Below are 353 nucleotides of genomic sequence, written 5' to 3'. Positions count from 1 at the left end.
GGTTGAGGCCGTTGAGCACCGCCGCCGCAAGGAATGGTGCATGCAAGGAGATGGCGCCCAACAGTCCCCCGGCCACGGGGCCTGCCACCATACCCACGCCGAAACAAGCGCTCATGAGCCCGAAGTGGCGAGCCCGATCTTCCCCATCGGTGATGTCGGCGATATAGGCGCCAGCAACCGCACCTGTGGCGCCGGTGATGCCGGCCACGATGCGTCCGGCGTAGAGGATCGAGATCTCGATCCCGCGAAATTAATACGACTCACTATAGGGGAATTGTGAGCGGATAACAATTCCCCTCTAGAAATAATTTTGTTTAACTTTAAGAAGGAGATATACATATGTTTAAACGTAA

The 353-nt window shown here is 55.5% G+C and carries 1 pseudogene; it reads right to left on the bottom strand.

The features are described from left to right. Positions 1–229 (bottom strand): annotated as a pseudogene (locus SB822_RS55560) (MFS transporter); the annotation flags it as partial. Positions 230–353: the final 124 nt, after the last annotated feature.

It is taken from the genome of Paraburkholderia sp. SIMBA_054, from assembly GCF_046534875.1.
GTDB lineage: Bacteria > Pseudomonadota > Gammaproteobacteria > Burkholderiales > Burkholderiaceae > Paraburkholderia > Paraburkholderia hospita.
Note: the sequence above shows the minus strand (reverse complement) of the source record. Positions and strands in the feature narration are given on the sequence as shown.